Genomic DNA, 26,010 nt, shown 5'->3' on the forward strand with positions numbered 1-26,010 from the left:
GGGGTTGCCCGCGGAACGTTACGGCAGGCGCTGTAACTCCCCCGTCTCAGCGGTAGCTTCGCGATGCATTCCCTGGCGCAGCCAAATTCCCAATCCTAATCCCATCAGCGAAAGCGCCAGTACATACCAGGCGGGAGCCATTGGCGAAACGCCCATTAACATCGTGACGGCAATCGGCGTCAGGCCGCCAAAGATGGCGTAAGAGACGTTATAGGAGAACGAAATTCCGGTAAAGCGCACCGCCGCCGGGAAGGCGCGCACCATCACATAAGGCACCGCTCCCACCACACCGACGCATAATCCCACCGTGCCATACAGCAAGAACAGCTGCTGCGGACTGCTGCCCGCAAGGTGATAAAACGCCCAGCTGGAGAGCGCCAGCAACAGGCTCCCGACGATAAAAGTCCGGCTGGCGCCAAACCGATCCGCCGCCAGCCCCGCCAGCAAACAGCCGATGCACAGCATTATTGTGGCAATGCTGTTGGCCTGCAGGGTGACTGCCGGAGCAAAACCGTAGTGCTTTTGTAGCCAGACCGGCGACATCAGAATCACCACCACGATGCCGGCGGACAGGAGCCAGGTCAGCAGCATAGAGACCACCACCGCTTTCTGATGCTTCAGCACCACGGATTTAACCGGCAGCTCCTGCGCCAGGGCTTTACGCCGCTGCATCTCGAGGAATATCGGCGTTTCCTGCAGCCAACGACGCAAATACATGGCGACCAGGCCAAACACGCCGCCTAACAGGAAGGGAATGCGCCAGCCGCCGTCATGGATCCCCTGCGGCGTCAGGCTGGTATTAATCAGCGTCGCGACCACCGAACCGAGCAGTATACCGACCGTCAGGCCGGCAGTGAGGGTGCCGCAGGCAATACCGATGCGCTTTTCCGGTACGTGCTCGGCCACAAACACCCACGCGCCGGGTACTTCACCGCCGATAGCCGCACCCTGCAGAATGCGCATCAGCAGCAGCAGCAGCGGCGCCACGATCCCCATCGACTCATAGGTCGGCAGCAGACCCATCGCCAGCGTCGGCAGCGCCATCAGCAAAATGCTCAGGGTAAACATTTTCTTGCGCCCGACCAGATCGCCGAAGTGGGCCATGATAATGCCGCCAAGAGGACGCGCCAGGTAGCCAGCGGCAAAGATGCCGAAGGTCTGCACCTGACGCAGCCATTCCGGGATATCCGTCGGAAAGAACAGCTCCCCGACAACGGCGGCAAAGAAAACGAAGATAATGAAATCATAAAACTCCAGCGCCCCGCCAAGGGCAGCCAGCGTCAGAGTTTTATAGTCTTGTCGATTCAGAGGTCGGGTATCTTGTGACATAACAAAGCGCTTTATCCAGAGGTGTATAGGGTGTTTTACCGACGGTGTAAAATAAAAAACACTATATCGTAAATAAAACGGCACACCACCAGCGATGCAGGTTATGTCAGGAATGGATCAAATTCAGGATAAAGTTTCACGCCTTGCGCTTTTTGGGCGAAAAGCTGCTACGACATCCGCTGCGGTCTCGACATAGGGGCCCTCAAGCAACTGTATACAATAGGGTACACTGGCAAAAACCCCCTGCACCAGTACCTGACCCTCAGCGTCTTTCACCCCCTCAAGGGTTTCCTGAATCGCTTTCGGTTGACCCGGCAAATTCAAAATCAGCGCCTGTTTGCGGATCACGCCAACCTGACGAGAAAGGATAGCCGTCGGGACGAAGTGTAGGCTAACCTGGCGCATTTGCTCACCGAAGCCCGGCATCATGCGATCGGCGACGGCCAGCGTCGCATCGGGCGTGACGTCACGCCGCGCGGGGCCGGTACCGCCGGTGGTTAACACCAGATGGCAGCCCATCTCGTCAACCAGCTCACACAGCGTTTGCTCGATAATCACCTGTTCGTCAGGGATTAAGCGGGTCTGGAGCTCGAAAGGCGTGGTCAGCGCACGCGCCAGCCACTCTTCGAGCGCCGGGATGCCTTTATCCTGATAGACGCCGCTGGAGGCGCGATCGGAAATGGAAACTAAGCCGATTCGTAAGGTATTCATCGTTATTCCGTTCAAACAGTGTCATGGGACGTTATGAGCTTTAAGGTGCAAAAAGGCAGCGAACCCAGGGCCAGCTAGCATTGATCATGCAATCACCGGGCGAGTGGGCAAAGCCAACGCATCAGCAACCTGAAAGACGACGAGTATAAACAGAATGATACACTGAGGGGAGCGTGACAGACAGTTTAATGTGGCCGACGAACGTCGGCCACATGGGGGATTACAGCAGATCGCCGATCATTTTTTCCAGTTTTTCCTGGTCGATCGCAAACTTACGGATACCTTCCGCCAGTTTGTCTACCGCCATCGGATCCTGGTTGTGCTGCCACAGGAACTGGGATTCGGTGATACGTTCCGGGCGCGCTTTCACTTCGCCGCTGAACGCCAGTTTACGCTCGATAGCGCCTTCGCTTTCTGCCAGCTCTTTCAGCAGAGCCGGGGCGATGGTCAGACGGTCACAGCCGGCCAGTTCGAGGATTTCGCCGACGTTACGGAAGCTCGCGCCCATGACGACAGTTTCGTAACCGTGCTGCTTGTAGTACTCATAGATTTCACTCACCGAAACCACGCCCGGATCTTCAGCCGGCGCGTACTCTTTCTTGTCGGTGTTCGCTTTGTACCAGTCGAGGATACGGCCAACGAACGGCGAGATCAGGAATACGCCCGCTTCCGCACAAGCGCGAGCCTGAGCGAAGGAGAACAGCAGAGTCAGGTTACAGTTGATGCCTTCTTTTTCCAGCTGCTCGGCGGCGCAAATGCCCTGCCAGGTAGAAGCCAGTTTAATCAGAATGCGATCGTTACCGATGCCGGCCTCGTTGTACAGCTTGATGATGCGTTTCGCTTTAGCGATGGAAGCCTGAGTGTCATAGGAGAGACGCGCATCAACTTCGGTTGAAATACGGCCTGGAATCAGCTTGAGGATTTCGAGACCAATGTTCACCGCCAGTTTATCGGAAGCATCGATAATCTGCTGCGCGCGATCGCTGCTCTGGCCGCGGGCCCACACAACAGCGTCATCAATCAGCTTACGGTACTCAGGAATCTGAGCCGCGCCAAGAATCAAAGAAGGGTTCGTCGTGGCATCCTGAGGCTGATACAGCTTCATTGCCGCAATATCTCCGGTATCAGCTACGACAGTGGTGTACTGACGCAGAGAAGTCAATTTATCCGTCATGATAGTGTTTCTCTTAAACAGCAGTTAAGGGGATGTAACCGGTCTGCCAAGATGATAACACGCTGCATCTTCAGCGCAACTGCGGACCATGCAAGAGCGCAGAGTGTGATAAACTGGATGAATTAATTCTCTGAATGTTAAGGGATTGTCACTGAATTGGTAACGCTTACAGTAGCGTACCGGCATGGACAAGAGGATGTTTAATGCCTGATTTTTTCTCTTTTATCAATGAAATACTCTGGGGCTCGGTAATGATTTATCTGTTACTGGGCGCTGGCGTCTGGTTTACCTGGCGAACGAAATTCATTCAGTTTCGTTATGTTCGCCAGTTTGGGAAAAGTCTAAAAAAAAGCCTCCTGCCCCAGCCCCACGGGTTAACCTCCTTTCAGGCCCTGTGTACCAGCCTGGCCGCGCGGGTCGGTAGCGGCAACCTTGCCGGCGTTGCGCTGGCCATCGCCGCAGGCGGGCCCGGGGCCGTCTTCTGGATGTGGGTCTCGGCGCTGCTCGGCATGGCCAGCAGTTTTGCCGAATGTTCCCTTGCCCAGCTGTATAAAGAGCGCGATGAGCAGGGGCAATTTCGCGGTGGCCCAGCCTGGTACATGTCCCGAGGCTTAGGAATGCGCTGGATGGGGGTGATATTTTCGATTCTCCTGCTGCTGGCCTACGGGGTTATTTTTAACACGGTTCAGGCCAATTCAGTGGCGAATGCAATGGCCTATGCTTTTGATTTTCCCGTTCTTATCACCGGTGGCTTCCTGGCAGCGATAACCCTGCTGACGATCGCGCGCGGCCTGCGGGGCGTGGCGCGCTTAATGCAGTGGATCGTGCCGCTCATGGCGCTGCTGTGGGTGGCCACCAGTCTGCTCATTGGCCTCTGGCATATCACGGCGCTACCGGCTATTTTCGAAACCATTTTTCGCTGTGCGTTCGGCTGGCAGGAAGCCGCTGCCGGCGCGGTGGGCTATACCATCAGTCAGGCATTAACCAGCGGTTTTCAACGCGGCATGTTCTCAAACGAAGCGGGAATGGGTTCGACGCCTAACGCAGCGGCGGCGGCGGCCTCCTGGCCACCTCATCCGGCGGCGCAGGGAATTGTGCAGATGATTGGCGTATTTATTGATACGATTGTCATCTGTACCGCCAGTGCGGTGATTATCATGCTCGCCCCGCGCGGAGCCACGGAAGATTCCGCCAATGGTATCCAGGCTCTGCAGCAGGCCATGAGCGGGCTAATCGGCGGCTGGGGAGCCGGCTTCGTCGCCTTCATCGTGCTGCTCTTCGCCTTTAGTTCTATCGTCGCAAACTACATCTACGCAGAAAATAACCTGATATTCCTGCGTCTTAATCGCCCTCGCCATATCTGGGGACTGCGGATCCTGACGATCCTGATGGTACTGATGGGGACGCGGATCGGTTTACCGGTCGTCTGGCAGCTGGCGGACACCATTATGGCGCTGATGGCCATCACCAACCTGACGGCGATCCTGCTGCTATCGCCGACGGTGCGGCTGCTGGCGGGCGATTATCTCAGCCAGCGGCGACGCGGCGTCCAGCCGACCTTTGACGCCACGCGCTATCCGGAGATCCGTCAGCAGCTGGCGCCGGGAAGCTGGGATGATCTGCCGCGCGAATAGCGCGGCAATCGCAGCTATCGATCCCACCATGGCCTTTTTTTGTTAAAGTCACGGAAAATCTCCTGCAAGGACTGGATATGTTGATTCTGATTTCACCTGCCAAAACGCTCGACTACCACAGCCCGCTGGCGACCACACGTTACACTCAGCCTGAGCTGCTGGAGTATTCGCAACAGCTGATCGGCGTCGCGCGCCAGCTCTCTGCGCCGCAGATCGCTAAGCTGATGAGCATCAGCGATAAACTGGCGGATCTGAACGCCACCCGCTTTCACGACTGGCACCCGGACTTTACCCCGCAAAACGCTCGCCAGGCGATTCTGGCCTTTAAAGGCGACGTATATACCGGACTGCAGGCGGAAACCCTCAGCGAAGCCGATTTTGATTTCGCCCAGCAGCATCTGCGCATGCTTTCCGGCCTCTATGGTGTGCTGCGCCCGCTGGATCTGATGCAGCCTTATCGTCTGGAAATGGGCATTAAGCTGGAAAACCCCAACGGGAAAGATCTTTACCAGTTCTGGGGCGACGTGATTACCGACACGCTAAACCAGGCGCTGAAAGCCCAGGGCGACGATATCGTCATTAATCTCGCCTCCGACGAATACTTCCGTTCGGTGAAAACCAAACGGCTGCAGGGGCAAATCATTAAGCCGGTGTTCCTCGATGAGAAAAACGGTAAGTTTAAGGTCATTAGCTTCTACGCCAAGAAGGCGCGCGGTTTAATGAGCCGCTATATCATTGAGAAGCGTCTAACCCAGCCGGAACAGCTTGCCGGCTTCGACAGCGAAGGCTATTTCTTTGATTCAGAAGCCTCCGGTAACGGTGAAATGGTCTTTAAACGCCACGAGCGCTAGCGGGCTCCCCGGCCGCTGCCGGCGGCCGGGGAATCGGTTTAGCGATGGTGCCAGTCGCGATCCGCTCCGCGGCCGCGATGGTGGTCATGGCGATGCTCATCATGCGGGCGCCAGCGGTTATCGCGCCACTCGTAATGACGTCCCCACCATGCATGATCGCGCCAGTGGCCGCCATCCCAGTAGTTGCCGTGGCTGTCACGATCGCCAATTTGCAGTTTAACCGCCGGAACCAGCGTAATTTCCGCTGCATGTACCACCGCAGGAGCCACCAGCGACATCGAAAGCGCAAGGATCACAGATTTCAGCTTTGACATAGGTTTCCCCTTAATTAACAGTCCCCGTTCGGGCCGATAACAAAAGATTACCCCGCCACAACACCGCTGGTTATTCTCCGCAATCCTAATCTCTGACGTCCGGCATTTATTGGTAATTCATCCATTTTCCCTGCCTGATTTCTGCATAATTTCTCCTTTTTTGCCGCTAAAAAAGCCGGACGCTCAGGTCCGGCTGGAGAAATACGCGCAGGGATAAGCGCGGTTACGCTTTGCCCATCATCAGCTGACGCAGCGCGGCGAAATCCGCCGGCAGATTATGCGACAGCAGCGGCAGGTCAGCGCGATCGGCCAGCTCTTTCGGCAGCGGCAGCGTCTCCTGGAGGATCTCTTCAACGCTCTCCTTGAACTTCGCCGGATGCGCGGTACCGAGGAACAGACCATATTCACCCGGCTGCAGCTGGTCGCGCAGCGCGCGCCAGGCGATGGCTGCGTGCGGCTCAGAGGTGTAGCCAATGGCTTTCAGCTCGCGCATCGCCTGTTTGGTGGTTTCATCGTCCACCGCCGCATAGCCCAGCTCGTTCAGACGCCAGACTTTGCGACGGAACAGCTCTTCCACGCGCGGCCAGTTGTTCGGCTGGCTGACGTCCATCGCGTTAGACAGCGTCGCCTGGGTCGCTTTCGGCGCCCAGTTGCCGTCCTGCAGGAAACGCGGCACGGTATCATTGGCGTTGGTGGCGGCAATAAAGCGTTTAATCGGCAGGCCTAAAGACTTCGCCAGCAGACCCGCGGTCAGATCGCCGAAGTTACCGCTCGGCACGGAAATCACCAGCTGGTTACGCGCTTCCTGCGGCAGCTGCGCCACCGCTTCAAAGTAGTAGCAAATTTGCGCCAGCAGGCGGCTGATGTTAATGGAGTTCGCCGAATTCAGACCCAGAGCGACCTTCAACTCTTCATCGTCAAAGGCCTGTTTTACCAGCGCCTGACAGGCATCGAAGTCGCCATCAATCGCCACGGTTTCAATGTTGCCGCCCAGGGTACAGAACAGTTTTTCCTGCAGCGGGCTGATCTTGCCGCGCGGATAGAGGATAACGACTTTCACATTTGGCAGACCGTAAAACGCGTGCGCGACCGCCGCGCCGGTATCACCTGAGGTTGCCGTCAGAATCGTCACCGGTTTGTCGCCGGCGATATGGGTCAGCATCTGCGCCATAAAACGGCCGCCGAAATCTTTAAACGCCAGCGTCGGGCCGTGGAACAGCTCCAGACAGCCGACGTCATCCTGCACCTTACTGACCGGAGCCGGGAAGGTGAAAGCGGCGGCGATGCGCTGTTTGAGGATCTCCTGCGGGATCTCGTCGCCAATAAAGGCCGACAGAATTGTGGCGCTGCGGGAGGCCAAATCCATCTCCAGCATGTCGTCGATTTCAGTCAGGCTAAATTCCGGCAGATCGTGCGGAAAGAACAGCCCTTGCTGCTTGCCCAGCCCCTGCGTCACGGCCTGCGCGAAGCTGACCTGTTCGTTATGATCTTTTAAGTTATAGAGTTTCATTGGTTATCCCACTACTCGTGCGCCCGCCGTGTCCAGCCGGCAAATATGAACAAAGCCTTCCTGATTTTGCAGATAGTGCGTGCCCAGCCACTCCGCGACGCGTTGCGCGGTTTCCGGCTTATCGCACAACGCAAACAGCGTTGGGCCAGAACCAGAGATACCGCACGCCTGCGCGCCGATCTCCATTGCCGCCTGACGCGCTTCACTGAAGCCCGGCAGCAGTTTGGTGCGGTACGGTTCGGCAATCACATCTTTCATCAATTTCGCCGCCAGCTGCGACTGGCGGGTGTAGCAGGCATGAATAAAGCCCGCCAGGTGACGCCCGTGAGCGATACAGTCCTGGCGGCGATATTGCGCCGGGAGGATGGCGCGCGCTTCCGCCGTCGACACTTTGATCCCCGGATAAGCCAGCACCCATAGCCACTCGTCAAATCCCGGAATCTGCTGGCTGATGATGCCATTCTCTTCAATCATCAGCTGCATCCCGCCCAGATAGCAGGGAGCGACGTTGTCATAGTGGATGCTGCCGGAGATACGCCCTTCCATCTCCCCCATCAGCGCCAGCATGCGCATTTCATTCAGCGGCTTACCGCAGAATTCATTCATCGCTACCAGCGCGGCAACGACCGAACAGGCGCTGGAGCCGAGTCCTGAGCCAATCGGCATGTTCTTTTCCAGCACCATCGAAACCGGAACTTTTTTGCCTATTTCCTGGCAAAAACGCTCCCAGCACTGATAAACAATGTTCTCCTGCGGCGCGGCAGGTAATTTAGCGGCAAAACGACCGACGTTTTGCAGGCTGAAGCTTTCTGCCGCCTCTACCGAGACGTTGTCCCCCAGCAGCGTGCCATCGACCGGCGTCACCGCCGCGCCCAGCACATCGAACCCGACGCTCATATTGGCACTGGAAGCCGGGGCATATACTTTGACCATCTTAAACTCCTAACTTCCATGACAGGGTGCGCAACAGGTCAGCAAACACGCCGGCCGCCGTGACATCGTTACCCGCCCCATAACCGCGCAGCACCAGCGGCAGCGGCTGATAATAATGGCTGTAAAAGGCCAGGGCGTTCTCGCCGTTTTTCACTTTGAACAGAGGATCGTTACCATCAACGGCGGCAATTTTCACCCGACAGGTGCCATCCTCTTCGATATTACCGACGTAACGCAAGACTTTACCTTCGTCACGCGCTTTGGCAACGCGTGACGCAAACTCGTTATCCAGCGCGGGCAGACGCGCCATAAAGCTCTCAACATCGCCGCTGGCGTCAAATTCCGCCGGCAATACCGGTTCGACGACGATATCCGACAGCTCCAGCTCGCGGCCGGTTTCACGGGCCAGAATCAATAGTTTACGGGCAACGTCGACGCCAGAAAGGTCGTCACGCGGATCCGGTTCGGTATAGCCCATCGTGCGCGCCAGGGTTGTCGCCTCGGAGAGATTCATCCCCTCATCCAGCTTACCGAAGATAAACGACAGCGAGCCTGACAGTATCCCGGAGAAATGCAGCAGTTCATCCCCGGCGTTCAGCAGGTTTTGCAGGTTTTCAATCACCGGCAGCCCGGCGCCCACGTTAGTGTCGTAGAGGAATTTACGCCGTGAGCTGCTGGCAGCATGGCGCAGCTGATGATAATAATCCAGCGACGAGGTATTGGCCTTTTTGTTCGGCGTCACCACGTGGAAACCTTCGCGCAGGAAATCGGCGTACTGATCGGCGACCGCCTGACTGGAAGTACAGTCAACGATAACCGGGTTCAGCAGGTGGTACTCTTTAACCAGACGAATCAGCCGCCCGAGGTTCAGCGACTCTTTCGCCTCCGCCAGCTCCGCCCGCCAGTTTTCGAGATTCAGGCCGTGGACGTTGGTCAGCAGGGCCTGTGAATTAGCCACGCCGCACACGCGCAGGTCGATATGCTTGTTTTTCAGCCAGCCCTGCTGGCGCTTGATCTGTTCAATCAGCGCGCCGCCCACGCCGCCCACGCCGATGACAAAGACTTCAATCACCTGATCGGTATTGAACAGCATCTGGTGGGTCACGCGCACCCCGGTGGTCGCATCATCGTTGCTGACCACTACGGAAATCGAGCGCTCGGAAGAGCCCTGAGCAATCGCCACAATATTGATATTGGCGCGGGCTAACGCAGCGAAGAACTTCGCGGAAATCCCGCGCAGCGTGCGCATGCCGTCGCCCACGACGGAGATGATCGCCAGACGATCCATGATCGCCAGCGGCTCCAACTGGCCCTCTTTCAGCTCCAGATAGAACTCCTCTTCCATCACCCGTTTTGCGCGCGCGCAGTCGCTCTGCGGTACGCAGAAGCTGATGCTGTATTCCGAAGAGGACTGGGTGATCAGGACCACTGAAATCCCGGCGCGGGACATGGTGGCAAAGACCCGGGCGGCCATACCGACCATCCCTTTCATCCCCGGGCCGGAGACGTTGAACATCGCCATATTATTGAGGTTGGAGATGCCTTTGACCGGCAGACCGTCTTCCTCGAGACTGGCGCCGATCAGCGTGCCGGGCGCCTGCGGATTACCGGTGTTTTTGATAAGGCAGGGGATCTGGAACTGGGCGATAGGGGCAATGGTACGCGGATGCAGCACTTTGGCGCCGAAGTAGGAAAGCTCCATCGCCTCCTGGTAAGACATCGACTTCAGCAGGCGCGCATCGGGAACCTGACGCGGGTCGCAGGTATAGACGCCGTCAACATCGGTCCAGATTTCACAACAGTCGGCGCGCAGGCAGGCGGCCAGCACGGCAGCGGAATAGTCGGAGCCATTCCGCCCCAGCACCACCAGCTCCCCCTTCTCGTTACCGGCGGTAAACCCGGCCATCAGCACCATATGATCGGCCGGAATGTGGCTGGCGGCAATGCGGCGGGTCGACTCCGCGATATCAACGGTGGATTCAAGGTAATGGCCCACGGCCAGCAGTTTTTCGACGGGGTTAATCACGCTAACTTTATGGCCGCGCGCTTCCAGCAGACCTGCCATAACGGCAATAGATAACTTTTCGCCGCGGCAAATCAGCGCCGCGTTGACGCTATCAGGGCATTGGCCCAGCAGGCTGATACCGTGCAGGACATGTTTAATCTGGGCAAATTCTTGTGCGACAAACGCTTTCAGCTGCGCCAGCGGAAACCCCGGCTGCGCGTCGGCGAGGCCCTGCAGCAGTTCGGCAAAAATGCGTTCGGCGTCGGAGATATTGGTGAGCGCGTCCTGACCGCCGATGGTTTTTTCAATCATCGCGACCAGATGGTTGGTGATTTTCGCCGGGGCAGACAGGACGGTTGCTACCTGCCCCTGCCTGGCATTGCTCTCCAGAATATCGGCAACCCGCAGAAAACGTTCTGCATTTGCCACTGATGTACCGCCGAACTTCAACACGCGCATGGTTGTTACCCCTAGATTTTTTGTCGAAAAAAAAGCCCGCACTGTTCAGGTGCGGGCTTTTTTCTGTGTTTCCTGTACGCGTCAGCCCGCACCGTTACCTGTGGTAATGGTGATGGTGATAATGGTTGTCATCATGCCGATGCGTTTCATGGATGTTGTGTACTCTGTAATTTTTATCTGTCTGTGTCCTGTGCCTATATTGGTTAAAGTATCTGCCGGTTTAAGTCAACGAATTTTTACATTTCGCCTGTTCTCAGGCACCTGGGCAATGCGCCACAATGGCCTGACAATTCCTGCGCATTTGTGGAGTATCGCGCTTGCTATCAGCAGATATAACCATACTAAAATCTTATATCAGCACTTTACTCTGGTAGGTTTTTTTCAATATCGTGCAGCAATCGGTGCAACATCGCCGTGTCGCGCTGCTGCAAAAGCCCGATCCGCTGCTGCAGCCAGTCGGTGAGTTTGGTGTCTGCAGAGACGCCAAGTCGGGTCAACAGATCGTGAGTGCGCAGGCGTAATGCCTGCAGCTGATTTGCATCGGCGCAGGCGGAAGCGGCCGACGTCTGCTGCAGCAAAGAGGTCAACTGGTAGCAATAAACCATCACCGATTGCCCTAAGTTAAGCGAAGGATAGTCCGCCACCATCGGCACCCCGGTCAGGACATCGGCGAGCGCCAGCTCCTCGTTGCTCAGCCCGGAATCCTCGCGGCCAAACACCAGCGCGGCATGATTCATCCAGCGCGCTTTTTCTTCCAGCAGCGGCAACAGCTGCTGCGGCGTGGCGTAGTAATGAAAACGCGCCCGGCTGCGGGCGGTGGTCGCGACGGTAAAGTCGACATCGTGCAGCGCCTGCTCGAGGGTGGGATAAGTGCTGATATTATCGAGAATATCGCCAGAACCATGCGCCACCCAGCGCGCGGCAGGCTGCAGATGCGCATCGCTATCGACGATGCGCATGTCGCTAAAGCCCATCGTTTTCATCGCCCGCGCCGCCGCGCCAACATTCTCTGCCCTGGCCGGGGCGACTAATACAATAGATACACGCATTGTGACTCTCTTCTACGTTCTTACGCGGCGAAAATGGAAGCATGTCCATTTTTACGCGGCGAAAATTTACAAAATTGCAACAAAAATCACTAAAATTGCCGTTTATTACCCATAAAAAAGCCTAAACTGTTTCCAACAAACCTCGACACGGAGTATGTTAACAGAACGCTTTTATCCATCTGTTTGCCAATGAGATTTAAGGCAAACGCTCCCGACGGATATTGGATTCAGCATATTTACTAATTTACCCGCGCAACCACTTGAGCTGTGTAAGATTTGTGACTATTAATGGCATTACCATGCAATGATTTCACAAGACTGTTAACGTGCTACAATTGAATTTGATATATGTCAACGAAGCGTAGTTTTATTGGGTGTTCAGCCTCTCTTAGCCTGTTATATTGCTGTTAAAATGGTTAGGATGACAGCCGTTTTTGACACCGTCGGGTCCAGAGGGAAAGTACCCACGACCAAGCTAATGATGTTGTTGACGTTGATGGAAAGTGCATCAAGAACGCAATTACGTACTTTAGTCATGTTACGCCGGACATGTTAATTTGCGACATGCACCAGGCAGGTCAGGGACTTTGGTACTTCCTGTTTCGATTTAGTTGGCAATTTAGGTAGCAAACATGCAGACCCCGCACATTCTTATCGTTGAAGACGAGTTGGTAACACGCAACACGTTAAAAAGTATTTTCGAAGCAGAAGGTTATGATGTGTTCGAAGCGACCGATGGCGCGGAAATGCATCAGATCCTGTCTGAAAATGATATCAACCTGGTGATTATGGATATTAATCTGCCGGGTAAAAATGGTCTCCTGCTGGCGCGTGAACTGCGTGAACAGGCGGACGTCGCGCTGATGTTCCTGACCGGCCGCGACAACGAAGTTGATAAGATTCTGGGCCTTGAAATCGGCGCTGATGACTATATCACTAAACCGTTTAACCCTCGTGAACTGACTATTCGCGCGCGCAACCTGCTCTCTCGTACCATGAACCTGGGTACCGTGAGCGAAGAACGTCGCAGCGTAGAAAGCTATAAGTTCAACGGATGGGAACTGGATATCAATAGCCGTTCGCTGGTTAGCCCAAATGGCGAGCAGTACAAGCTGCCACGCAGTGAATTCCGCGCGATGCTGCACTTCTGCGAAAACCCGGGCAAAATCCAGTCACGTGCTGAACTGCTGAAGAAAATGACCGGCCGTGAGCTTAAGCCGCACGACCGCACCGTAGACGTGACCATCCGTCGCATTCGTAAGCACTTCGAGTCCACTCCGGATACCCCGGAAATCATCGCCACCATTCACGGCGAAGGTTACCGCTTCTGTGGCGACCTGCAGGAATAACATCCGTTTTCCGGCCATCACCACGTAAAAACGGCGCCTCCTGGCGCCGTTTTTTATTTGCCGATCCGTAGCGTATCCTTCCCGCCACCGCCAGATTTATCCTCCTTCGGTTTCGCCATGGATAGCGTATACCAGTCAACCCGCCGGGTCAGGAACATCAGCGCCGATAGCGCCAGCATCAACACACCGCTCCCCAGCAGCAGGGCGTTATCCTCCGAACGTAGCAGCGTCCACATCACTCCATCCAGCGCCAGCAGCGAGCAGACAAACAGCAGGCTATTGCGCCACCCTTTCAGCACCGCCTGCAGGTAAACGCCATTGATAGCGGCGCCGAGCAGACTGGCGACAATCCAGGCCGGCGTGAAGCCAAGGTGCTCGGAGAGCGCCAGCAGTACCAGATAAAACATCACCAGCGACAGACCGACCAGCAGATATTGCATCGGATGCAAACGGCAGGCGCTTAAGCTTTCAAAGACGAAAAAGGCCATAAAAGTCAGCGCGATCAGCAAGATGGCATATTTTGTTGCCCGGTCGGTCAGCTGATATTGGTCGGCAGGAGTGGTAACGCTGACATTAAACGCAGGCAGGCTCTGCCATTCGATGGTTTCATCATCGGGGAAATAGTGCGCCATGTTGTTAGCGAACCAGCTGCTTTGCCAGCTGGCGCTAAAGCCCGAAGCGCTGATTTCACGATGTTGCGGCAAAAAATCGCCGAGGAATCCCGGATGCGGCCAGTTGCTGGTCATCTGCAGGTCGCTGTTACGCCCGAGCGGAACCACCGAGAAGCTGCCGGTGCCGCTCAGGTTGAGCGCAAACGTCAGCGCCAGCGGCTTTGCCTGTAACGAGAGCGGCGGCATCGGCATATGTATCCCCTCGCCGCTGCCGCTTAGCCCAGGTCCCGGCTCGACGGACAAGGCGACGCCGTCGATTTCCGGAGCGGTTATAGAGCCAATTCCGCGCGCATCGCTGACGCTCACCACCAGACATGGCCTCCCCAGGGTTATGTTCTCTTTCTGCAGATCCGCCAGCCGCGCCGGGTCAAACTGCGCGTTAAACTGTACCTCGTTATGCCACAGCTGCCCTTCATAAATACCGATCTGGCGGGTCTCCACGTTCTGCCTGCCCTTTACCGCCAGCGACTCAGGTAACCAGTAGCGCAGCCAGCGATTCTGGTATTTCACCGTTGTTTTCCCCTCGACACGGGTCAGGGTTTCGACCACCGGAATGACAATCAGCGGCCCCGCCAGCTTTTGCGAACCGCTGGTGCTTTTCTCTAAGGCATCAACAACATCGTTATGATAATCCGCACGTTCAACGATCAGCTGGCGGACCATCATCAGCGGGACAGAGAGCAACAGAATGCACCCCAACAGGGTGCTCATTTTCCAGAACAACGGTGATTTCAACATAGCCTTCTCCTTAGTGAGGCCCTCACCTTAGTCCGGCTATGTGGGGAGAGTTTGAAGCTATGTGAAGGGACGGTGAAGTTGCAGGGTGGCCACCACGCCCCCCTGCGGGCGATTCGCCAGCCGAATCTCGCCCTGATGCAATCGCGCCACCTCGTGGACGAAAGCCAGCCCCAGGCCGCTGCTTTTTTGGCCATTCGCACGCGGCAGGGAGTAGAAACGCTCAAAAATACGCGCGAGAGCATAGTCAGGAACTCCGCTCCCGTTGTCGCTGACCGTCAGCTGTATACGCCCGTCGCGCGCTTCGGCAGCCATCACAATCTCGCCTCCCGTCGGGGTGAAGTCGATCGCGTTATCGAGCAGGTTGCCCAACGCCTGCGCCAACAGCTCGCTATCCCCTTCCATGGTCAACGCCCTGTCCTGGCAGCGCAGTTGCAGATGTTTCATCGCCAGCACGACCTCGCGTTCCTGCGCCAGACGCTGGAAAAGATGCGCCACCGCGATCGGCCGTGGCGTAATCTCCAGACGATTCTCCAGCCGCGCCTGCTGCAGCAGCTTTTCCACCAGCGATTGCATGCGCGCATTTTGCGCGAGGATATTGTCGGTGAAGCGTGCAGCAACCGCCGGAGGCGGCCCTTCCCTCAGGATCTCCGCCGCGCCGCGGATTGCCGCCAGCGGGCTTTTTAGCTCATGCGTCAGCGCATGGACGTAGTTTTCAATCGCGTGCTTACCTTCCAGTTTGATACGCATGCTTTCGAGCGCCAGCGCCAGTTTACGCAGTTCGCTGCTGCCAACAGCAGGCAGCGGCAGCGGACGATCGGCCGTCACGGAATCCGCGTAGCGCACCAGCTTGCCGATAGAAAAATTGATCCACCAGACCATCGCCGAGCCGATCAGCAGCGCAATCCCTAACAGCGCCCCGCCGGCCCACAAAATGCGACGTTCGCTGCGCTTAATCACCGAAGCCATCGCCTGATTGGGTTTACTGACGGTCAGCACGCCGATAATACGACCGTTATCGGTCACCGGGGCGGCGATATACATCGCTGAGCTGTCCGGATCGTCCGGGTCAGTTCGGGTGCTGCGGGCGCCGTACTGGCCGCGTAGCGTCAGCCAGACATCGTTCCAGCGGGAGTAGTCCTGCCCCACCGCTTCTCCTGTCGAGTCAAAAACGACTTTCCCCTGCGCGTCGGTCAGATAGACGCGGTATTCATTCCGGGTTTTGCGAATCCCCGCAATACTGGCGTTGAGCGGCTGCTGGCGCAGCGTCTGAAAGGCCTCGGCCAGACGCCCCTGCTGCGGATTGGCGGCGAGTAAGTCTTCACGCGCCAGCGCGGCCAGCAGCGTTGCGGTATCAATCAGCGTACCTTCCGTTGCGCGGCGTACGCCGGGTTTGACCTCCTGAACGAAAATCGACAGGACGAACCACGCCGCAACGGCGACAATCAGGAAGTAGCCAAGCAGCAGCCGCATGCCGATGCGCATCAGAAGCCTCCCAGGCTATACCCCATGCCGCGGTGGGTGTTAATCGGCGAAAGATGAGGATTCACCTCACGCAGTTTGGCGCGCAGGGTTTTAATATGGGTATCGACGGTACGGTCGTAGCTCTCATGCGCATCGCTCCACACCCGTTCCATCAGCTGCCGGCGGGAAAAAACGCGGCCAGGGGCGTGCAGCAGCGTTTTTAGCAGCAGATATTCATAGCGGGTCAGCGTTAACGGTTGGCCGCACCAGGTCACCTGAGTGGTGGCGTCATTGAGGGTAAACTCGCCCACCTGCAGCCGTGGCGAAGGGGCGGAAAACTTTTGCAACCGGCGTAACACGGTGCGCACTCGCGCGCAGACTTCACGCGGGGAAAAGGGTTTGGCAATATAATCATCGGCGCCGATTTCGAGCCCCAGCAGCTTATCCACCTCCTCGCTGCGCGCCGTCAGGAACAGTACCGGTAACGCCGGATAGCGCGTCAGCAGCTGGCGGCAGAGCTCAAAGCCGCTGATATCCGGCAGACCGACATCCAGAATCGCCAGGTCCGGGATCTGCTGGCGGGCGGCATCCAGCGCGGGTAGCCCGCGCCCGAATACGCTGACGATAAAGCCTTCCTGCTGAAGCATATAGACCAGCGTATCAGCAATACTCTGCTCATCTTCCACCAACCAGATCCGCGGTTGTTGCATCGGCGTTCCCTGTTATTTATTCCATGGCATGATCGGCACGGCGCTGAGCGCGTTCTTCGGCGAACCGTCGACGACTTTATCCGAATAGCTCATGTAGATCAGCGCATTACGTTTACTGTCGTAAAAGCGTACCACCTGCAATTTTTTAAACACCAGCGAGGTGCGTTTCTGGAACACCACCTCACCCTGCGACTTGCCGTTCTTAATCTTATCACTCAGCTCGATCGGCCCGACCTGCTGGCAAGAAATGGCCGCATCAGAGGTATCTTCCGCCAGCCCGAGGCCACCCTTAATCCCGCCGGTTTTCGCCCGGCTGATGTAGCACGTCACATTCTGCACATCCGGATCGTCAAAAGCTTCCACGACGATTTTATGGTCCGGGCCAAAAAATTTGAATACCGTATCCACGGAGCCAATTTGTTCCGCCTGGGCGACCTGACAACCGGCCAGTAAAAACAGCCCGGCTACTAACTTCTTGTATTTCATATTGTTACCATTCTTTAGAATTTAGCGGAGTGATGACGTTCTGCTCAGTGGAAAATGTTTATAGATCACAGCTTTACAAAATTCCTCACCATCGCCACTGACAAATCGCATTTATAAGCAAAAAAAACACTGAATGCTAAAACATCAAAAAATGCTATTATCCGCTACCTTAGTAGCAGGCTACCTGAGTTTAAGGATGAGGACATTTTATGGATCAAGCAGGGATTATTCGCGATCTCCTTAGCTGGTTAGAAGGTCACCTGGATCAGCCACTGTCACTGGACAATGTGGCGGCAAAGGCGGGTTATTCCAAGTGGCATTTGCAAAGAATGTTTAAAGACGTGACCGGCCATGCCATAGGTGCCTATATCCGCGCTCGTCGCCTGTCAAAATCAGCGGTCGCCCTGCGCCTGACTGCCCGCCCGATTCTTGATATTGCGCTGCAGTATCGTTTTGACTCACAGCAGACTTTCACCCGCGCGTTTAAGAAACAGTTTTCTTTAACGCCGGCGCTGTACCGCCGCTCCCCTGACTGGAGCTCCTATGGTATGCGTCCTCCGCTGCGTCTGGGCGAGTTCGCCATGCCGAAGCATGAGTTCGTCACGCTAAGCAATACCCAGTTGATCGGCGTGACCCAGAGCTACACCTGCAAGCTCGAAGAGATCTCTGACTTCCGTACCCAGATGCGCGTGCAGTTCTGGCGTGATTTCCTCGGCAATTCGCCGTCAATCCCGCCGCTGCTGTACGGCCTGCACGAACCGCGTCCGAGCCTTGAAAAAGACGACGAGCAGGAGGTCTTCTATACCACCGCGCTGATGCCGGAGATGGCGAACGGCCACCTGCACAACTCCCAGCCGATCGTTCTGGAAGGCGGAGAGTATGTGATGTTCACCTACGAAGGGCCAGGGACCGGATTGCAGGAGTTTATCCTGACGGTGTATGGCACCTGCATGCCAATGCTCAACCTGACCCGCCGCAAGGGGCTGGATATTGAACGCTTCTTCCCGGAGGATGAAAGCCGGGATCAGGACACGCCGATTCAACTGCGTTGTGAGTACCTGATCCCGATTCGTCGTTAACGCTGCAGCTCATCCAACGCGGGGGCGTCAAGATGCGACACATCCCCCGCCGTTTCCACGACCCAGCCCGATGCCAACCACAGACTCTGCTGATAATCCACCCGTGAAATTGAGCAGTTACGCAAACGCAGGCGGCGTTCCGCATGCGCGGGCAGACCGAGAATCGTACTGACCAGGCAGCCCAACGCGATGCCGTGGCTCACCAGCAGCGGTCGGCTCCCGGCAGGCAGATCCAGGCAGGACGCCAGCGCGGCATGCATCCGTTCGCTCAGCTCCTGCATCGACTCGCCTTGTGGAATACGGCCGTCCGGGGTGCCATTTACCAGCCGACGACGCCACTCCTCTTCTTCTTCACTCAGCGAGTCGATATGGCGCTTCTCAAGAACCCCCATATCCAGCTCGCGCAGCCGCGAATCAAGGGTAACGCCGCAGCCGCAGGCTTCCGCGATAATTTCCGCCGTCCGGCGCGTACGCCCCAAATCACTGGCAATAATATGCGTAATACCCAGCGATCTGGCGCGCTCGCCGACCTGCCAGGCCTGACGTTCGCCGTGGGCGGTTAGCGGGCTGTCGGACTGGCCCTGAATACGTCGCTCGGCGTTCCACTGCGTTTCACCGTGGCGAACTAGGTGTACCTGTAACATGCGTTTTTTCCGTTCTGTGCTCTTCACAATTTCGCTTGCGGGCGCCGTGCCTGCAGCGAAAACGATTTGGAGTATACTGCGATGACGTTAATGTATTCTGAGTCGTTTGATTATGCACCATGTTGTCTCAGCTACCACCAATCCCGCCAAAATTCAGGCAATTCTGCAGGCGTTTAACGAGATCTTCGGCGCCGGATCCTGCCATATTGCGTCCGTCTCCGTCGAGAGCGGCGTACCGGAACAGCCATTTGGTAACGAGGAAACGCGCGCTGGCGCACGAAACAGGGTGAGCAACGCACGTATTGCGCAGCCGAATGCCGATTTCTGGGTCGCCATTGAAGCCGGGATCGACGACGGCAGCACCTTCAGCTGGGTGGTGATTGAAGATCGCCATCAGCGCGGCGAAGCGCGATCGGCGACGTTGCCATTACCGACGGTGATCCTGGAACAGGTTCGCGCCGGTGAGGCATTAGGCCCGGTGATGTCGCAGCATACCGGTATTGATGAGATTGGCCGCAAAGAAGGCGCTATCGGCGTCTTCACCGCCGGTAAACTCACCCGCAGCAGCGTCTATCACCAGGCGGTGGTGCTGGCGTTAAGCCCGTTCCATAACCCTATTTACCGTTAAGCAGAGCCTGTTCCAGCCACTGTCGCAGCTCGGGCGGGGCCGATTTCAGGCTGTTGGAGCCGCGGGTAATGGTGGCAATCCCGGCGCCGAGCTCATTTTTGAGCTCGCGCTGGCTCATTTCGCCACGCAATAACTCTTCAATGATACGCACCCGCGTGCCCAGCGCTTCGCGCTCATCGGGCGTCAGCATTAATTGCAGTAATGGCAGATGCAGATCGTCGGCGTACGCCTGCTGGAGTAACGCTACGAAGCGAAGCCATTCCTGATGACGCTGTTCGGCCACTGCCGCTGAATATGGAGATTGTTGGGTCATGTTACGCCGCCATGTTGAGGCAGGCGACCGTGGCCGCCTGTCGAATGTACTCATTAACGAGTACAAAGCATAACATACTCCGTTCAATACTCTATCGATTTCGCGCGCCGGATCGCCGGCATGCCGCTCTCCGACGCGCGAATCACGGCGAGTATCAGTAGCGTTGCTTCCACTCCGCATCGCTCAGCATCGGCCCATTCTGCCCCATAAAGTAACGGTAGTACGCATCATAGGAGAGCACGTTCTTCACGTAGCCACGGGTTTCCGAGAACGGAATGCTCTCGATGAAGGCCACCGCATCGATGCGCCCGGCGCTATTGCCCTGCCAGGTCCGCACGCGTCCGGGACCGGCATTGTAGGCCGCCGAGGCATAGATACGGTTGTTACCGAACTGCTGATAAACATATTGCAGATAGCTGGTGCCAATATTGATATTGGTTGCCGGATCCAGCAGCTGTGACGGGCCGCTGTAGCCCGGGAGATTAAACATGCTGACCGTATGGGTCGCGGTACCCGGCATGATCTGCATCAGGCCGCTGGCGCCGACCGGCGAGCGGACTTTCGGATTCCAGGCGCTCTCCTGCCGGGCGATCGCCATCGCGTAGCTCTGCGGGATATCTTTGCCGCTGATATAACGCGAGAAGAGATCGTTGTAGGCCAGCGGGAAGCGCTCTTCCAACTGATCCCATAGCTTTCCGGCGATCGTGGCCTGAACGCTGAGATCCCACCAGTGCTGGTTGAAAGCGTAGCGCGCCAGCTGCGCCTGCTGATCTTTGGTCCGGCTGGTCACCAGGTTCGCCCATTCACTGCGGGCGGTGTTATCCATATTCCAGTACATCAGCTCGCGGACCCGGGCCATTTCCGGCCCCGAGGTCAACGCAGAGTCAAGGTTGGCCGGCGCTTTATCGATCCGGAAGGTAAACTCCTCTCCCAGACGCTGGGCGGCGATCATCGGATAGAAACCGCGCTGCTGCATCAGCGAGTGGAGGATCGCTTTCGCTTCGTCATCGCGCCCGCGCTCCAGCAGCAGATCCGCCTGCCAGTAGCGCCACTCATCTTTCTCTTTCGCTTCCATCGGCAGGCGCGCCAGCCAGGTATTCAGGCCGCGACGATCGCCGATCCCCAGCGCCATCCGCACCCGTCGTTCCACCAGCGGGGTGGATTGCGAACGCATAATGGCGTCATCGCGCCAGACGGCCTGTTCTTCGGTCACGTCGTTGCCCATCAGACGCCAGGCGACGATATCCCGAAGTTCCTGGGTTTGATCGTCATTGAGCTGCTGGGCCTGCACCAGCGAGGGGATCATCAGCCGGGCGTTTTCTACATCCTGGCGGGCGACGCTGGCAAACGCCACCGCCGCCATCTGGCGGGTGAAATCCGTCGCCCCGGTTGTGCGGGCGAAGGTCATCACGGTATTCGGATCATTGGCCAGCGCCACCACCGCGGACGAAATCGTCTGGTATTCAGGCGGCATCTGTTGCGCCAGCACGCTGACCAGGCCGGTATTACCCGCCTTCATCGCCAGGCGAATACGCTCAAGCCAGGCCAACGGGTCCTGCTTGCCGGAAGATCGCCAGGCGCTAAACAGCGCGTCACAGGCATTGGGCTGGCTTTTACCGCTCAGCCACAGCGTTTTCGCCCCTTCCCAGGCTTCCTGCGCCTGGCCCACGCTCAGTTTCGCATAGTAGTAATTACACTGCGCCTCGGTGCTGGCCGGCTTATCCGGACTAAACGCCAGCAGTCCTTGCCAGTCGCTACGACGCGCCAGCTCGTTGACGAAGCGCGATTTAAGGGAACGCGCGGGCGGCAGCGTCGGGTTCGCTTCGATGAAGTTTTTCACCACCAGCGTCGGCTGGTTCATCAGATCGTCAGCAATCTGCCGGTACTGGAGATAGGGGTATAGCGGATAGGTGGTTAGCGTAGGCATCAGCTGATCGACGATGGACATCTGCCGGCTGTCCCATGCCTGCTTAATTTGAGCGTAGCGGCTGCGCTGTTCATCCAGTGAATCCGCATGCGCCAGTTGGCTGAGCGTCAGCAGACTCACGCTGGCCGCCAGCAGACGCCATGCCATCGTTTTGGCTTTTTCCACAAGCTCTTCCTCTATATTAAGTACATCAGAGCAGCATCGTGCCGCGTGTAAAATATCCCGGTGTCGCTTTAGATATGCTAACCAGACAACGCCAAACGTGCCACGTCCTGGACATTTTTTTACTCTTCTGTGAATCCCATCGCCTCTCTGGGATTAACGCGCGAAAAAGGCTACACTTCGCCTTTGAAAACTATTCCGCAAAATAAAAGAGGCGAAGTCCACCGTGGCTCAATTCGTTTATACCATGCATCGTGTCGGCAAAGTGGTTCCGCCGAAACGACATATTTTGAAAAATATCTCCCTGAGCTTCTTCCCTGGCGCGAAGATCGGCGTTCTCGGTCTGAACGGCGCCGGTAAGTCCACCCTGCTACGCATTATGGCCGGTATCGATACCGATATTGAAGGTGAAGCCCGTCCGCAGCCGGGTCTTAAAATTGGCTATCTGCCGCAGGAGCCGCAGCTGAACCCGGAGCAAACCGTTCGTGAGTCCGTGGAAGAAGCGGTTGCCGAAGTGGTTAGCGCGCTGAAGGGCCTGGACGAGGTGTATGCGAAGTACGCCGAGCCGGATGCCGATTTCGATAAGCTCGCGGCGCAGCAGGGCAAGTTCGAAGAGATTATCCAGGCGCACGACGGCCACAACCTGAACGTTCAGCTGGAGCGTGCGGCCGATGCCCTGCGTCTGCCGGACTGGGACGCGAAAATCGCCAACCTTTCCGGGGGGGAACGCCGCCGCGTGGCGCTGTGCCGCCTGCTGCTGGAAAAACCGGACATGTTGCTACTCGACGAACCGACTAACCACCTGGATGCCGAATCCGTGGCGTGGCTGGAACGCTTCCTCCACGACTTCGAAGGTACCGTGGTGGCGATTACCCACGACCGTTACTTCCTCGATAACGTGGCCGGCTGGATCCTCGAACTCGACCGCGGCGAAGGGATTCCGTGGGAAGGCAACTACTCTTCATGGCTGGAGCAGAAAGATCAGCGTCTGGCGCAGGAAGCCTCTCAGGAAGCGGCGCGCCGCAAATCAATTGAGAAAGAGCTGGAATGGGTACGCCAGGGCGCGAAAGGCCGTCAGTCGAAGGGCAAAGCCCGTCTGGCGCGCTTTGAAGAGCTCAACAACGTTGAGTATCAGAAGCGTAACGAAACCAACGAACTGTTTATTCCGCCTGGAGCCCGTCTGGGGGATAAAGTCGTTGAGGTGAGCAACCTGCGTAAATCCTACGGCGATCGCCTGCTGATCGACGATCTGACCTTCTCCGTACCGAAAGGAGCCATCGTCGGGATCATCGGGCCGAACGGCGCGGGTAAATCGACCCTGTTCCGCATGATGTCCGGCCAGGAACAGCCGGATGCCGGCTCTATCACCCTCGGTGAAACCGTGAAGCTGGCGTCCGTCGATCAGTTCCGTGACGCGATGGATAACAGCAAAACCGTCTGGGAAGAAGTTTCCGGCGGGCTGGATATCATGAAGATCGGCAACACCGAGATGCCAAGCCGCGCCTACGTCGGCCGCTTCAACTTTAAAGGTGTCGATCAGGGTAAACGCGTTGGCGAATTGTCCGGCGGCGAGCGCGGTCGTCTGCACCTGGCGAAGCTGCTGCAGGTTGGCGGCAACGTGCTGCTGCTCGATGAACCGACCAACGACCTGGATATCGAAACTCTGCGCGCGTTGGAAAACGCCCTGCTGGAGTTCCCGGGCTGCGCGATGGTCATCTCGCACGACCGTTGGTTCCTCGACCGTATCGCCACCCACATTCTGGATTACCAGGATGAAGGCAAGGTGGAGTTCTTCGAAGGTAACTTTACCGAATACGAAGAGTATAAGAAACGCACCCTCGGCGCCGATGCGCTGGAGCCGAAGCGAATCAAATACAAGCGTATCGCGAAGTAAGCCACGCAGTCATAAAACGGGCGGCTCATACTATAATGCCGATCATTTAAGGATTCATTGGCCGCTCCTGTGGTGACATAAAAATCCGTAATCACAGCGTGATTACGGATTTTTTTATGCGGGGAAGCCAGAAAACGGATGTCCTGCGGAATATTCCGCTGACTTCCGAGGAATGTTCCGTTCACGGTGAATGCATCACTTTTCTCACCCCCGCGCTGCCAGCCTGTGACCGCTCTGTCGCTATATCGTTGCTGAACGTTTTTTCAGCAACGACCATTATGTCAGCATGGAACATCGGGACAGACAGCAGGGGGTTGGGACGGCTAAAAATCGCTGAGGCGCAGGCGGCCCCGAAGGGGTGAGCTCCAGAGGGAGGGGCGAACAACCTGGCGGAGGCAAGCCTTACGGGGAAGTGACCTCTTGCCGTCCGCGAAAAGCCAGACGGCGAAGACGGGAGACGAAGGTGTCGCGCAGCGACGATTTTTCTTGCCTGAATGCCGGGTTCCCGGGGCCGGACGAAACCGGCCCCGGGCAGTTCACCTGCATGGCGGGAAACAAAAGTGTGCGAAACATATGGTGATATTCCACCGTAAGCGAACGGGATATTTTACAGCACAAGCGAAGAAAACAGCTTCGCCAAACCACCGTTTACCGGCATCACGTCACGCCACGATAAACCCTAAAAATATGCTGGCCGCCTTGAGTGACCAGCAGGACGATCAGCCCGGCTCGCCCATCAGCTGTTTCACCAGCTCGACGCAGCGCAGGAAGCGCGTATCGTAGTCCGGCTCTTTGACATGCACGAAGTCAATCTCATTTTCTTTAAGCAACGACACCAGCAGGGTCTGGAACTCTTTGCGATCCACCGAGCTGCCGAGGCTGCGTAAACCATCGGCCACCCACGGGGTATTGTTCTCCAGCAGGATCACCAGGTCGAAGCGATACTCGTCGATCAGCGCCTGCACGAAAGGGTGCTCGCGCCCCTCATATTTAAGGCAGAAGGCCTGGGTACTGACAAAATCGGTATCGATAAACGCCACTTTATTAGCATATTTCACTGCAAAATCAATGTACTGAGCATGACCAAGCGCGATTTTGTCATAATCGGAATACTGCAACGCCATCTCGTCGCCGCCGAGGTGCGAGAAGACGTAATCACGGCCATACTCCCAGGCGCTGGTGGTATTAAAAATGTTCGAGAGCTTATTCACCAGCGTCGATTTACCGCTCGACTCGCCGCCGAGGATCGCCACCGTACGCACGAAGAACGGCTTCACTTCCGTTGGGATATATTCCCAGTAGCGGAACGGGTTTTCACGGATCTGCCCGCCGCTGATGCTCATAAAGGTGCGCTTAGGATCGATCAGCACGGTTTCGATCCCCAGATGCTGTAAATACTGGTGCGCATCCGCCTCTTCCGAGGTGTAGATCCAGTTTGGCTGAATGCCCTTATCGCTCATAAATCCGCGGATCCCGCGGCTCCAGACGTCCCAGCCGTGTGGGTAAGGCTCCATCCCCTCTTCATTAAACGCATGAATGCGGATGTTTTTCTGATATTTGAAGGTTTGCAGCAGCCAGCGCAAACGGTCAGAGACCGTCGGCTGTTGCGACATCGCGCTGTCTTCGAACAGCTGACGATCGCGGGTATCGTCGTAGCCCATAATGATGTGCAGTTCGTCCACCTGGCTACAGGCGCGCTGAATCAAATAGATGTGCCCGGTATGCAGCGGGTAAAACTTACCAAACACCACGCCGACGCTCTTTTGCTGACGCGGAAACTCAAGGCCGAGAAAACGGTGCAGCGCTTCCAGCTTCTGCGCGCTTGGGCTTTTGATTTTGGCATTCAACAGTTGGCTCAGATAGCCTTTGGTCATTCCGCTGGCTTCCGCCACCTGCTGCAGCGTACAGCCCTTCTGCTTAATGGCGGTTTTGAGATAGTCGAACGATGACACAAGAGCCTCCTGCTTTACTAAAAATAA

At 56.8% G+C, this 26,010-nt stretch carries 25 protein-coding genes and 1 other annotated feature; of the genes, 6 read left to right on the top strand and 19 right to left on the bottom strand.

Going from position 1 to position 26,010, the window contains the following annotated elements; all coding sequences use genetic code 11:
- Window positions 1–18: 18 nt before the first annotated feature.
- The 3 genes from EDF73_RS15400 to tal all read right to left on the bottom strand — a co-directional run bounded on the left by EDF73_RS15400 (window position 19) and on the right by tal (window position 3,214).
- Complete coding sequence (locus tag EDF73_RS15400; RefSeq protein ID WP_132729970.1) at window positions 19–1,329, bottom strand: MFS transporter; 1,311 nt, start codon at window positions 1,327–1,329, stop codon at window positions 19–21.
- 123 nt (window positions 1,330–1,452) lie between these two features.
- Window positions 1,453–2,040, bottom strand: coding sequence for a molybdopterin adenylyltransferase (gene mog / locus EDF73_RS15405; RefSeq protein ID WP_132729971.1), 588 nt, complete (start codon window positions 2,038–2,040; stop codon window positions 1,453–1,455).
- A gap of 220 nt (window positions 2,041–2,260) precedes the next feature.
- Window positions 2,261–3,214 carry a transaldolase gene (gene tal, locus EDF73_RS15410; RefSeq protein WP_132729972.1) on the bottom strand — a complete coding sequence of 318 codons (954 nt, stop codon included), beginning with the start codon at window positions 3,212–3,214 and terminating at the stop codon, window positions 2,261–2,263.
- Window positions 3,215–3,417: 203 nt separating this feature from the next.
- Here tal and EDF73_RS15415 point away from each other — a divergent pair, with 203 nt between their 5' ends.
- Window positions 3,418–4,848 (top strand): sodium:alanine symporter family protein, encoded by a 1,431-nt coding sequence (locus EDF73_RS15415; RefSeq protein WP_132729973.1) that lies wholly within the window; start codon window positions 3,418–3,420, stop codon window positions 4,846–4,848.
- Between the two features lie 77 nt (window positions 4,849–4,925).
- Complete coding sequence (yaaA, locus tag EDF73_RS15420; RefSeq protein ID WP_132729974.1) at window positions 4,926–5,699, top strand: peroxide stress protein YaaA; 774 nt, start codon at window positions 4,926–4,928, stop codon at window positions 5,697–5,699.
- A 38-nt stretch (window positions 5,700–5,737) separates the two neighbouring features.
- Here yaaA and EDF73_RS15425 read toward each other — a convergent pair whose 3' ends face one another.
- The 7 genes from EDF73_RS15425 to yjjY form a co-directional block, all read right to left on the bottom strand.
- Window positions 5,738–6,013, bottom strand: a complete 276-nt coding sequence (locus EDF73_RS15425) for a DUF2502 domain-containing protein (protein ID WP_132729975.1) — start codon at window positions 6,011–6,013, stop codon at window positions 5,738–5,740.
- A gap of 223 nt (window positions 6,014–6,236) precedes the next feature.
- Window positions 6,237–7,523 (bottom strand): threonine synthase, encoded by a 1,287-nt coding sequence (gene thrC / locus EDF73_RS15430; protein WP_132729976.1) that lies wholly within the window; start codon window positions 7,521–7,523, stop codon window positions 6,237–6,239.
- 3 nt (window positions 7,524–7,526) lie between these two features.
- Entirely contained in the window at window positions 7,527–8,456 is a 930-nt protein-coding gene (gene thrB / locus EDF73_RS15435) for a homoserine kinase (RefSeq protein WP_132729977.1), read from the bottom strand.
- Window position 8,457: 1 nt separating this feature from the next.
- A complete protein-coding gene (gene thrA, locus EDF73_RS15440; RefSeq protein WP_132729978.1) occupies window positions 8,458–10,920 on the bottom strand; it encodes a bifunctional aspartate kinase/homoserine dehydrogenase I in 2,463 nt (820 codons plus the stop codon).
- Between the two features lie 25 nt (window positions 10,921–10,945).
- Window positions 10,946–11,063: a sequence feature (Thr leader region), on the bottom strand.
- Entirely contained in the window at window positions 11,002–11,070 is a 69-nt protein-coding gene (thrL, locus tag EDF73_RS15445) for a thr operon leader peptide (protein WP_132730089.1), read from the bottom strand. (Overlaps the previous feature by 62 nt.)
- 212 nt (window positions 11,071–11,282) lie before the next feature.
- Entirely contained in the window at window positions 11,283–11,969 is a 687-nt protein-coding gene (locus EDF73_RS15450; protein WP_132729979.1) for a tRNA/rRNA methyltransferase, read from the bottom strand.
- Between the two features lie 396 nt (window positions 11,970–12,365).
- Window positions 12,366–12,506, bottom strand: a complete 141-nt coding sequence (gene yjjY / locus EDF73_RS15455; RefSeq protein ID WP_049268126.1) for a protein YjjY — start codon at window positions 12,504–12,506, stop codon at window positions 12,366–12,368.
- Between the two features lie 95 nt (window positions 12,507–12,601).
- Here yjjY and arcA point away from each other — a divergent pair, with 95 nt between their 5' ends.
- Window positions 12,602–13,318, top strand: coding sequence for a two-component system response regulator ArcA (gene arcA, locus EDF73_RS15460; protein ID WP_002887843.1), 717 nt, complete (start codon window positions 12,602–12,604; stop codon window positions 13,316–13,318).
- Between the two features lie 53 nt (window positions 13,319–13,371).
- Here the strand turns inward: arcA and creD are convergent, their stop codons facing one another.
- The 4 genes from creD to creA are packed head-to-tail and all read right to left on the bottom strand — an operon-like array spanning window position 13,372 to window position 17,384.
- Window positions 13,372–14,727: a cell envelope integrity protein CreD gene (gene creD / locus EDF73_RS15465; protein ID WP_165905725.1), complete on the bottom strand. Its 1,356-nt coding sequence runs from the start codon at window positions 14,725–14,727 to the stop codon at window positions 13,372–13,374.
- A gap of 57 nt (window positions 14,728–14,784) precedes the next feature.
- A complete protein-coding gene (gene creC, locus EDF73_RS15470) occupies window positions 14,785–16,209 on the bottom strand; it encodes a two-component system sensor histidine kinase CreC (RefSeq protein WP_132729980.1) in 1,425 nt (474 codons plus the stop codon).
- Window positions 16,209–16,898 carry a two-component system response regulator CreB gene (creB, locus tag EDF73_RS15475; RefSeq protein WP_132729981.1) on the bottom strand — a complete coding sequence of 230 codons (690 nt, stop codon included), beginning with the start codon at window positions 16,896–16,898 and terminating at the stop codon, window positions 16,209–16,211. The genes creC and creB overlap by 1 nt, the downstream gene beginning before the upstream one ends.
- Window positions 16,899–16,910: 12 nt before the next feature.
- A complete protein-coding gene (creA, locus tag EDF73_RS15480) occupies window positions 16,911–17,384 on the bottom strand; it encodes a protein CreA (protein ID WP_132729982.1) in 474 nt (157 codons plus the stop codon).
- Window positions 17,385–17,593: 209 nt separating this feature from the next.
- On the opposite strand from creA, the gene robA reads away from it, so the two are divergent.
- The gene (robA, locus tag EDF73_RS15485; RefSeq protein WP_132729983.1) at window positions 17,594–18,463 is read left to right on the top strand and encodes an MDR efflux pump AcrAB transcriptional activator RobA; all 870 of its coding nucleotides are present in this window, start codon (window positions 17,594–17,596) and stop codon (window positions 18,461–18,463) included.
- On the opposite strand, the gene gpmB is transcribed toward robA, so the two are convergent.
- Window positions 18,460–19,107, bottom strand: coding sequence for a 2,3-diphosphoglycerate-dependent phosphoglycerate mutase GpmB (gene gpmB / locus EDF73_RS15490; RefSeq protein ID WP_132729984.1), 648 nt, complete (start codon window positions 19,105–19,107; stop codon window positions 18,460–18,462). The genes robA and gpmB overlap by 4 nt on opposite strands.
- Before the next feature lie 112 nt (window positions 19,108–19,219).
- On the opposite strand from gpmB, the gene yjjX reads away from it, so the two are divergent.
- Complete coding sequence (gene yjjX, locus EDF73_RS15495; RefSeq protein WP_132729985.1) at window positions 19,220–19,735, top strand: inosine/xanthosine triphosphatase; 516 nt, start codon at window positions 19,220–19,222, stop codon at window positions 19,733–19,735.
- Here yjjX and trpR read toward each other — a convergent pair.
- The gene (trpR, locus tag EDF73_RS15500) at window positions 19,722–20,048 is read right to left on the bottom strand and encodes a trp operon repressor (protein WP_132729986.1); all 327 of its coding nucleotides are present in this window, start codon (window positions 20,046–20,048) and stop codon (window positions 19,722–19,724) included. The genes yjjX and trpR overlap by 14 nt on opposite strands.
- A gap of 154 nt (window positions 20,049–20,202) precedes the next feature.
- Window positions 20,203–22,140: a murein transglycosylase gene (gene sltY, locus EDF73_RS15505; RefSeq protein ID WP_132729987.1), complete on the bottom strand. Its 1,938-nt coding sequence runs from the start codon at window positions 22,138–22,140 to the stop codon at window positions 20,203–20,205.
- Between the two features lie 223 nt (window positions 22,141–22,363).
- Here sltY and ettA point away from each other — a divergent pair, with 223 nt between their 5' ends.
- Window positions 22,364–24,031: an energy-dependent translational throttle protein EttA gene (gene ettA / locus EDF73_RS15510; protein WP_132729988.1), complete on the top strand. Its 1,668-nt coding sequence runs from the start codon at window positions 22,364–22,366 to the stop codon at window positions 24,029–24,031.
- Between the two features lie 402 nt (window positions 24,032–24,433).
- Here ettA and EDF73_RS27440 read toward each other — a convergent pair whose 3' ends face one another.
- Both EDF73_RS27440 and nadR read right to left on the bottom strand, forming a co-directional pair.
- Window positions 24,434–24,604, bottom strand: a complete 171-nt coding sequence (locus EDF73_RS27440; protein ID WP_165905726.1) for a hypothetical protein — start codon at window positions 24,602–24,604, stop codon at window positions 24,434–24,436.
- 146 nt (window positions 24,605–24,750) lie between these two features.
- Window positions 24,751–25,983, bottom strand: a complete 1,233-nt coding sequence (nadR, locus tag EDF73_RS15515) for a multifunctional transcriptional regulator/nicotinamide-nucleotide adenylyltransferase/ribosylnicotinamide kinase NadR (RefSeq protein ID WP_132729989.1) — start codon at window positions 25,981–25,983, stop codon at window positions 24,751–24,753.
- Window positions 25,984–26,010: the final 27 nt, after the last annotated feature.

The organism is Klebsiella sp. BIGb0138, assembly GCF_004342285.1.
Classification (GTDB): Bacteria; Pseudomonadota; Gammaproteobacteria; order Enterobacterales; family Enterobacteriaceae; genus Klebsiella.

Excerpts from the sequence above, each read along its gene's own strand:
- EDF73_RS15400 (WP_132729970.1), bottom strand. The coding sequence starts at position 1,329 with ATGTCACAAGATACCCGACCTCTGAATCGACAAGACTATAAAACTCTG.
- mog (WP_132729971.1), bottom strand. The coding sequence starts at position 2,040 with ATGAATACCTTACGAATCGGCTTAGTTTCCATTTCCGATCGCGCCTCC.
- tal (WP_132729972.1), bottom strand. The coding sequence starts at position 3,214 with ATGACGGATAAATTGACTTCTCTGCGTCAGTACACCACTGTCGTAGCT.
- EDF73_RS15415 (WP_132729973.1), top strand. The coding sequence starts at position 3,418 with ATGCCTGATTTTTTCTCTTTTATCAATGAAATACTCTGGGGCTCGGTA.
- yaaA (WP_132729974.1), top strand. The coding sequence starts at position 4,926 with ATGTTGATTCTGATTTCACCTGCCAAAACGCTCGACTACCACAGCCCG.
- EDF73_RS15425 (WP_132729975.1), bottom strand. The coding sequence starts at position 6,013 with ATGTCAAAGCTGAAATCTGTGATCCTTGCGCTTTCGATGTCGCTGGTG.
- thrC (WP_132729976.1), bottom strand. The coding sequence starts at position 7,523 with ATGAAACTCTATAACTTAAAAGATCATAACGAACAGGTCAGCTTCGCG.
- thrB (WP_132729977.1), bottom strand. The coding sequence starts at position 8,456 with ATGGTCAAAGTATATGCCCCGGCTTCCAGTGCCAATATGAGCGTCGGG.
- thrA (WP_132729978.1), bottom strand. The coding sequence starts at position 10,920 with ATGCGCGTGTTGAAGTTCGGCGGTACATCAGTGGCAAATGCAGAACGT.
- EDF73_RS15450 (WP_132729979.1), bottom strand. The coding sequence starts at position 11,969 with ATGCGTGTATCTATTGTATTAGTCGCCCCGGCCAGGGCAGAGAATGTT.
- yjjY (WP_049268126.1), bottom strand. The coding sequence starts at position 12,506 with ATGACTAAAGTACGTAATTGCGTTCTTGATGCACTTTCCATCAACGTC.
- arcA (WP_002887843.1), top strand. The coding sequence starts at position 12,602 with ATGCAGACCCCGCACATTCTTATCGTTGAAGACGAGTTGGTAACACGC.
- creD (WP_165905725.1), bottom strand. The coding sequence starts at position 14,727 with ATGTTGAAATCACCGTTGTTCTGGAAAATGAGCACCCTGTTGGGGTGC.
- creC (WP_132729980.1), bottom strand. The coding sequence starts at position 16,209 with ATGCGCATCGGCATGCGGCTGCTGCTTGGCTACTTCCTGATTGTCGCC.
- creB (WP_132729981.1), bottom strand. The coding sequence starts at position 16,898 with ATGCAACAACCGCGGATCTGGTTGGTGGAAGATGAGCAGAGTATTGCT.
- creA (WP_132729982.1), bottom strand. The coding sequence starts at position 17,384 with ATGAAATACAAGAAGTTAGTAGCCGGGCTGTTTTTACTGGCCGGTTGT.
- robA (WP_132729983.1), top strand. The coding sequence starts at position 17,594 with ATGGATCAAGCAGGGATTATTCGCGATCTCCTTAGCTGGTTAGAAGGT.
- gpmB (WP_132729984.1), bottom strand. The coding sequence starts at position 19,107 with ATGTTACAGGTACACCTAGTTCGCCACGGTGAAACGCAGTGGAACGCC.
- yjjX (WP_132729985.1), top strand. The coding sequence starts at position 19,220 with ATGCACCATGTTGTCTCAGCTACCACCAATCCCGCCAAAATTCAGGCA.
- trpR (WP_132729986.1), bottom strand. The coding sequence starts at position 20,048 with ATGACCCAACAATCTCCATATTCAGCGGCAGTGGCCGAACAGCGTCAT.
- EDF73_RS27440 (WP_165905726.1), bottom strand. The coding sequence starts at position 24,604 with ATGTTTCGCACACTTTTGTTTCCCGCCATGCAGGTGAACTGCCCGGGG.